The organism is Bradyrhizobium sp. SHOUNA76 (assembly GCF_023006445.1).
In the GTDB taxonomy this organism is placed as follows: domain Bacteria; phylum Pseudomonadota; class Alphaproteobacteria; order Rhizobiales; family Xanthobacteraceae; genus Bradyrhizobium.
Genome location: NZ_JALBHA010000372.1, coordinates 1 through 6,666 on the forward strand (window position 1 = coordinate 1; position 6,666 = coordinate 6,666).

Genomic DNA, 6,666 nt, shown 5'->3' on the forward strand with positions numbered 1-6,666 from the left:
AGCGCCTCGGAATCGCGAAGCGGCTCGCGGGCGGCGCGAGGCCGTGGTGGAAGGCTGTGTCGAAGCACGCGATCTGCGTCAGCGCAGGCCGGATCGCGGTGAACCTACGAACCGGCGCGAGGCATCGCGGCTGGTGCAGCGGGGCCAGCGGCGTCAATCCCTCCAGCTTCGCTGTGACGTCGTGCGTCAGTGTGACCGGGTCTGAATAATGGGGCCCGCCGTGAACGATGCGGTGGCCGACGGCGCGAAGGCTGCCTTCGCCGAACCGGTCCTCGATGAAGGTCAGCACGTCGGCGAACAGATGGCCGCCGTCGGCGTCCGCCGCTTCTCTTCGCGTCTCGAACAAATTTTCGCCCGCGGGGCTTCTCACCACGAGCCCAGGTTTTGCCTCGTGCTCGTCGAGCAGGCCCTTGCAAAGCAGGTTGGGTTCGGCAGCCGAGATATCGAACAGGCCGAACTTGATGCTCGACGATCCCGAGTTGAGGACGAGGACCGTGTCCGACATGGCTAGTCGCCGGCCTCAGTCGGGGTGTTGCCGCCAGAACTGTTGGGCCAGACCCAGTCCTGGACCTCGGGCATGTCCTCGCCGTGCTCGCGCACATAGCGCGAATGCTCGATCAGCTTGTCGCGGAATTGCTGCTTGGCCTGCGCCGCTTTGGCCGCGAGCCCGGGCACGCGTTCGATTGCCTCGATCGCGAGGTGGTAGCGGTCGAGCTCGTTGAGCACGACCATGTCGAACGGCGTCGTCGTGGTGCCTTCCTCGGCAAAACCGCGCACATGCATGCCGGCATGGTTGGTGCGGTTATAGGTCAGCCGGTGGATCAGGTACGGATAGCCGTGATAGGCGAAGATGACAGGCTTGTCCGATGTGAACAGGCTGTCGAAGTTGCGGTCGGACAGGCCGTGCGGATGCTGATCCTTCGGCTGCAGGGTCATCAGGTCGACGACGTTGACGACACGGATCTTCAAGTCCGGCAGCGCCTTTCGCAGCAGGTCGACGGCGGCGAGCGTCTCCAGCGTCGGCACGTCGCCGGCGCAGGCCATGACCACGTCGGGTTCCCGGCCTGCATCTTCCGTCCCCGCCCAGGTCCAGATGCCGATGCCGGCATCGCAATGCGTGGCCGCTTCCTGCATCGACAGCCATTGCGGCGCCGGCTGCTTGCCGGCGACGATCACGTTGATGCGATTGTAGGTGCGCAGGCAATGGTCGGCGATCCACAGCAGCGTGTTGGCATCAGGCGGGAAGTAGATGCGGACGATATCGGCCTTCTTGTTGGCGACGAGATCGACGAAGCCGGGGTCCTGATGGCTGAAGCCGTTATGGTCCTGACGCCAGACATGCGAGGTCAAGAGGTAATTGAGCGAGGCGATCGGCCGCCGCCACGGCAGCTCGCGCGTGACCTTCAGCCATTTGGCATGCTGGTTGAACATGGAATCGACGATGTGGATGAAGGCCTCGTAACACGAGAAGAAGCCGTGCCTGCCGGTGAGCAGATAGCCCTCGAGCCAGCCCTGGCAGAGATGCTCGCTCAGCACCTCCATCACGCGACCGTCCTGCGCGAGGTGCACGTCGTAAGGTTCGATCGGCTCCATCCAGACGCGTTCAGTCTCCTCGAACACCGCGTCCAGACGGTTTGACGCGGTCTCGTCCGGGCCCATGATGCGGAAGTTGCGTTCCTTCGCGTTGAGGCGGATGACATCGCGCAGAAATTTGCCGAGCTCGCGCGTCGCTTCGGCCATCACGCCGCCGGGCTGCGGCACTTCGATCGCGAAGTTGCGGAAGTCCGGTAGCTTCAGCTCTTTCTTCAGGAGGCCGCCATTGGCATGCGGATTGGCGCCCATGCGGCGGAGGCCTTCGGGCGCGAGCGCGTGAAGCTCGGGGATGAGGGCACCGCTCGCGTCGAACAGTTTTTCCGGCTCGTAGCTGCGCATCCAATCTTCGAGCACTTTGAGATGTGCCGGATTTTCACGGCAGCCTGCGACGGGGACCTGATGCGCGCGCCAAAAGCCCTCGACCTTCTTGCCGTCGACCTCTTTCGGACCGGTCCAACCCTTCGGGCTGCGCAGCACGATCATCGGCCAGCGCGGCCGTTCGAGTGCCTTGCGGCCGTCCCTTGCATGCTGCTGGATCGAGCGAATGCTGGCGAGCGCGACGTCGAGTGCGTCCGCCATGGCCTGGTGCATCAATTTGGGATCGTCGCCTTCGACGAACAGCGGCTCGTGACCGAACCCGCGGAAGAGATCGCGGATCTCGCTGTCGGGCATTCGCCCGAGCACGGTCGGATTGGCGATCTTGTAGCCGTTGAGATGCAGGATCGGCAGCACCGCGCCGTCATGGGCGGGGTTCAGGAATTTGTTGGAGTGCCAGGACGCAGCGAGCGGACCGGTTTCGGCTTCGCCGTCGCCGACCACGCAGGCAACGATCAAATCAGGATTGTCCAGCGCCGCGCCATAGGCATGCACCAGCGCGTAGCCGAGCTCGCCGCCTTCGTGGATAGAGCCCGGCGTTTCCGGCGCCGCGTGGCTCGGAATGCCGCCGGGGAAGGAGAACTGCCTGAAAAGCTTGCGCATTCCGTCCCCATCACGCGCGATGTCGGGATAGATCTCGCTGTAGCTGCCTTCCAGATAGGTGTTGGCGACCATGCCCGGCCCGCCATGGCCGGGGCCGCAGACATAGAGCACGCTGACATCAAGCGCGCGAATGACGCGGTTGAGGTGGGCGTAGATGAAGTTCAGGCCTGGCGTCGTGCCCCAATGGCCGAGCAAACGCGGCTTGATGTGCTCGGGGCGCAAGGGCTCGCGCAGCAGGGGATTGTCCAGCAGGTAAATTTGCCCGACGGAGAGGTAGTTCGCGGCGCGCCAGTAGCGGTCAAGGAGATCGAGGTCGCTGCTCGCTGAGGCCGATTGTTGTTGCTTTGTCATGTTCCTGCTGACCTTCACCCGGCGATCGTCACCAACATTGTTCCGCGGCGATTGATCCCTGACCGGCATCAAACGAAATCGCCATGACGGGCGTGTTGCGTGAGGTCAAAAGGACCACGCCCGAAATTTGGGCGGCACCTTTGCATGGGGTTGTTTTTCAGTTTTTCGTTTGCGTTCTTGATTTGTTCCTTTGGCGTGCTATCTTGGCTTCATGAGTCCAGCAGCATCCTCTCATGCTCTCAAGCACCCGCCGGTCACGGCGCCCTCCGAGCCGGCGGGTGCGGACTCTGATTTTCCCGCCGATTTTCCAGAGCTCGGCGTCGCCATCGACCGCGCGCGCCGGAGAGGGCGGGGTGCGCAGTCGAATGCAAGCGGCCGCTTTGAGGCCGAGGCGCGCGTCGCGTTCGACGACGGCTGGCAGAGCCTGGAAGAGCTGCCGCCGTTCAAGACCAGTGTGGGGGTCGATACCTCGCGCAAGGTGATCACCCGCAACGACTCACCCGATATCGGCTTCGACCGCTCGATCAATCCCTATCGCGGTTGCGAGCACGGCTGTGTCTACTGCTTTGCCCGGCCGACTCATGCCTATCTCGGCCTGTCGCCGGGGCTTGATTTCGAATCGAAGCTGTTTGTGAAACCTGAGGCGCCCGCGCTGCTCGAGAAGGAGCTCGCCGCGACCGGCTATGAGCCGCGGATGATCGCGATCGGCACCAACACCGATCCCTATCAGCCGATCGAGCGCGAGCGGAAGATCATGCGCGGCATCCTCGAGGTGTTGGAACGCGCCGGTCATCCTGTCGGCATCGTCACCAAATCCGCGCTGGTGGTGCGCGACATCGACATTCTCGCGCGCATGGCAAAGCGCAATCTCGCCAAGGTCGCGATCTCGGTCACCTCGCTCGATCCAAAACTGGCGCGCTCCATGGAGCCGCGGGCCTCGACGCCGCCGAAGCGACTGGAGGCGCTGAAGCAGCTCTCGGACGCCGGCATTCCGACCACCGTGATGGTCGCGCCCGTGATCCCCGCGCTGAACGATTCCGAGATCGAGCGCATTCTCGATGCCGCCGCCCATGCCGGCGTCAAGGAAGCCTCCTATGTGCTGCTGCGGCTGCCGCTGGAGGTGCGTGATCTCTTCCGCGAATGGCTGATGGCGAACTATCCGGACCGCTATCGCCACGTCTTCACCTTGATCCGCGACATGCGCGGCGGGCGTGACTACGATGCGAAATGGGGCGAGCGGATGAAGGGCACGGGACCGATGGCCTGGACCATCGGCCGCCGCTTCGAGATTGCCTGCGACAGGCTAGGCCTCAACAAGCGGCGCTCAAAGCTGACGACGGATCACTTTGCGCGGCCGAAGCGGAACGGCGATCAGCTCAGCCTGTTCTGACCGGGAGTGGAAGAGGCGTCGCATGAGCAAGCAACTCCAGGCCCCGTTGCCACGGCTCACCGTCATCACGCTCGGTGTGAGTGACATCCGCGCCAGCATCGCCTTTTACGATGCGCTCGGCTTCTCGCGCCGGCTGAAGGCGACCGGAGAGGCCGTCGCGTTCTACGATACCGGCGGTCCGGTGCTCGCGCTGTTTCCGTGGGGGCGGCTCGCGGCGGATGCCGCGTTGCCGGACCATCCGAGGCCGACGGCCTTTCGCGGCATGACGATCGCCTGGAACTGTCGGACACGGGACGAGGTCGATGCGGTGATGGCCTTCGCCCTCGGCAAGGGGGCGAAGCTGGTGAAGGCCACGCACGAGACCGATTACGGCGGTTATTCCGGCTATTTCGCTGACCCCGACGGCCATCCCTGGGAGGTCGTGGTCGCGCCCGGCATCGATGTCGGCGAGGACCGGCGGGTGCATCTGGCGGAGTAGGCCAACCTGAATAACGGGAATTGTCCCGGGTTCCCGGTTGCGCAGGCCGGGCCGCTTGCGCACGATCCCGGCCATGATTCGGGACAAGTCCGCCAAGACGTCGGCCAAGAAGCCGGCCAAAGACGCGCCAAAGCAGGACGCCGCCAGGAAGGCAGCGCCTTCGAAGGGGGCCAAGGCGCCGGCCATGAAGGTCCCGGCCGGCAGGAAAGGCATCATCGCGCTCGCGCCGCCGAGCTTCCGTCGCGAGCGCGCGCTGATCAAGCGAGGTGTCTGGCCGGTTGCGGGCTGCGACGAGGCGGGCCGCGGGCCGCTCGCCGGACCCGTGGTCGCAGCCGCCGTGATTCTCGATCCCGACCGCATTCCGCGCGGCATCGACGATTCCAAGCGCCTGACGGCCGAGGAGAGGGAAAGGCTGTTCGACAAGATCTGCGCCACTGCGCAGGTCTCGGTCGCCGTCGCCTCGCGCTCCCGGATCGACCGCGACAACATCCTGCGTGCCTCGCTGTGGGCACTGAAGCGCGCCGTGGTCGCGCTGCCCGACTCGCCCCGCCATGTGTTCGTCGACGGCCGCGATCGGCTCGACACGTCTTGCGACTGCGAGGCCGTGATCGGCGGCGACGGCATCGTCCTGTCGATCGCCGCGGCCTCGATCGTCGCCAAGGTGACGCGTGACCGCCTGATGTGCGCGCTGGCGCAGGACTGCCCCGGCTATGGTTTCGAGCAGCACAAGGGCTACGCCGTTCCCGAGCACCTCGACGCGCTTGACCGCCTCGGTCCCACCGTCCATCACCGCAGCTTCTTCGCTCCCGTCGTCGCCGCCCGCGTCAAGCATATGCCCTGGACGGTCGAGCCGGTGCAGGACCTGTTCTCCGTCACCGAGGTGCAGGTGGAAGCCAACGTGGAAGTCGACGCGTCGGCAAATCTTTAAGGCTTAGCGCTGCTGACCCTTAGTATCGTCATCGCTGGGCTTGACCCGGCCATCCACGCCTTACCCACGGCACGAAGAACGTGGATGCCCGGGCCTTCGCCCCGCTGAAGCGGCTTCGGCCGCGCAGGCGGGACAAGCCTGGGCATGACGACTTGTGGCGGTTGCCACGACGCGCAGCGCCCATTATCAAAACAGACGTGAGCGAATAGGGCCGGCTGGACGGGTTGGCTGCATCTTTCGGGCGTTGCATGCGGTTTACCTCCCTGGTCATCGAGCTCATTCGCGCCCGGCCGCGGCTGATCGTCTGGATCGTCGTGCTGCTCCAGGCCGCGATGTGGCTGTTCGTGGCGCTGGTGTTCTACCGCAGCCCGCCCGGCACCCTCGGAACGCTGCTGGCTTTCGGACGCGAATACCAGGTCGGCACTGACCTCGGTCCACCCTTGCCGGTTTGGCTCGCCGACATCGCCTATCGCGCCGCCGGTGGCCACATGTTCGGCGTCTATGTGCTGGCCGAGCTCTGCGAGATCGCGACCTTCATCGCGCTCTATCATCTGTCCCGCGCCGTGGTCGGCCCGCAGCAGGCGGTGCTTGCCGTGCTCTTGACCATGACGGTGCTCGCCTTCTCCTCGTCGGCGCTCGACTTCGGCCCCCTCATCCTGGCCCGGCCGCTCTGGGCGCTGCTGCTGCTGCACTCCTGGCAGATCATCGGCCAGCGCCGCGGCAATGCCTGGTTCGCCTGGTCGATCGAGGCCGGCCTCTTGTTGCTGACGACGCCCGCGGCGATCTTTCTCCTGTTGCTGCTCGTCGTGTTCGCGGTCTCGACCGCAGGCGGCCGCCGGACGCTGCGCGCGCTCGATCCGCTGTTTGCGCTGATCGTCGTGGCGGTTCTGGCGCTGCCCTATGCGGTCTGGCTGATGCGGGCCGAGACGCTTGCGATGCCGGCCCTGC

The 6,666-nt window shown here is 65.3% G+C and carries 5 protein-coding genes and 1 pseudogene; 4 read left to right on the forward strand and 2 right to left on the reverse strand.

The features are described 5' to 3' along the window. Together MOV74_RS27855 and MOV74_RS27860 are read right to left on the reverse strand one after the other, a co-directional pair. Positions 1–505 (reverse strand): annotated as a pseudogene (locus MOV74_RS27855) (acetate kinase); the annotation flags it as partial. A gap of 2 nt (positions 506–507) precedes the next feature. After that, on the reverse strand, positions 508–2,922 hold the full coding sequence (locus tag MOV74_RS27860) for a phosphoketolase (protein WP_246929797.1): 2,415 nt from the start codon (positions 2,920–2,922) through the stop codon (positions 508–510). A 211-nt stretch (positions 2,923–3,133) separates the two neighbouring features. Between MOV74_RS27860 and MOV74_RS27865 the strand changes: the two genes are divergently transcribed. From MOV74_RS27865 to MOV74_RS27880, 4 genes are all read left to right on the forward strand, one after another. After that, positions 3,134–4,312, forward strand: coding sequence for a PA0069 family radical SAM protein (locus tag MOV74_RS27865; RefSeq protein WP_246929799.1), 1,179 nt, complete (start codon positions 3,134–3,136; stop codon positions 4,310–4,312). A 22-nt stretch (positions 4,313–4,334) separates the two neighbouring features. Next, the gene (locus tag MOV74_RS27870) at positions 4,335–4,790 is read left to right on the forward strand and encodes a VOC family protein (RefSeq protein ID WP_246929801.1); all 456 of its coding nucleotides are present in this window, start codon (positions 4,335–4,337) and stop codon (positions 4,788–4,790) included. A gap of 73 nt (positions 4,791–4,863) precedes the next feature. Next, positions 4,864–5,718: a ribonuclease HII gene (locus MOV74_RS27875; RefSeq protein WP_246929802.1), complete on the forward strand. Its 855-nt coding sequence runs from the start codon at positions 4,864–4,866 to the stop codon at positions 5,716–5,718. Between the two features lie 248 nt (positions 5,719–5,966). After that, positions 5,967–6,666, forward strand: a 700-nt coding sequence (locus tag MOV74_RS27880) for a glycosyltransferase family 39 protein (RefSeq protein WP_246929803.1), incomplete at its 3' end; no start/stop codon positions are given.

What these genes read in the sequence shown, in the direction of transcription:
- MOV74_RS27875 (WP_246929802.1), top strand. Translation starts at nt 4,864, where the DNA reads ATGATTCGGGACAAGTCCGCCAAGACGTCGGCCAAGAAGCCGGCCAAA.
- MOV74_RS27870 (WP_246929801.1), top strand. Translation starts at nt 4,335, where the DNA reads ATGAGCAAGCAACTCCAGGCCCCGTTGCCACGGCTCACCGTCATCACG.
- MOV74_RS27860 (WP_246929797.1), bottom strand. Translation starts at nt 2,922, where the DNA reads ATGACAAAGCAACAACAATCGGCCTCAGCGAGCAGCGACCTCGATCTC.
- MOV74_RS27865 (WP_246929799.1), top strand. Translation starts at nt 3,134, where the DNA reads ATGAGTCCAGCAGCATCCTCTCATGCTCTCAAGCACCCGCCGGTCACG.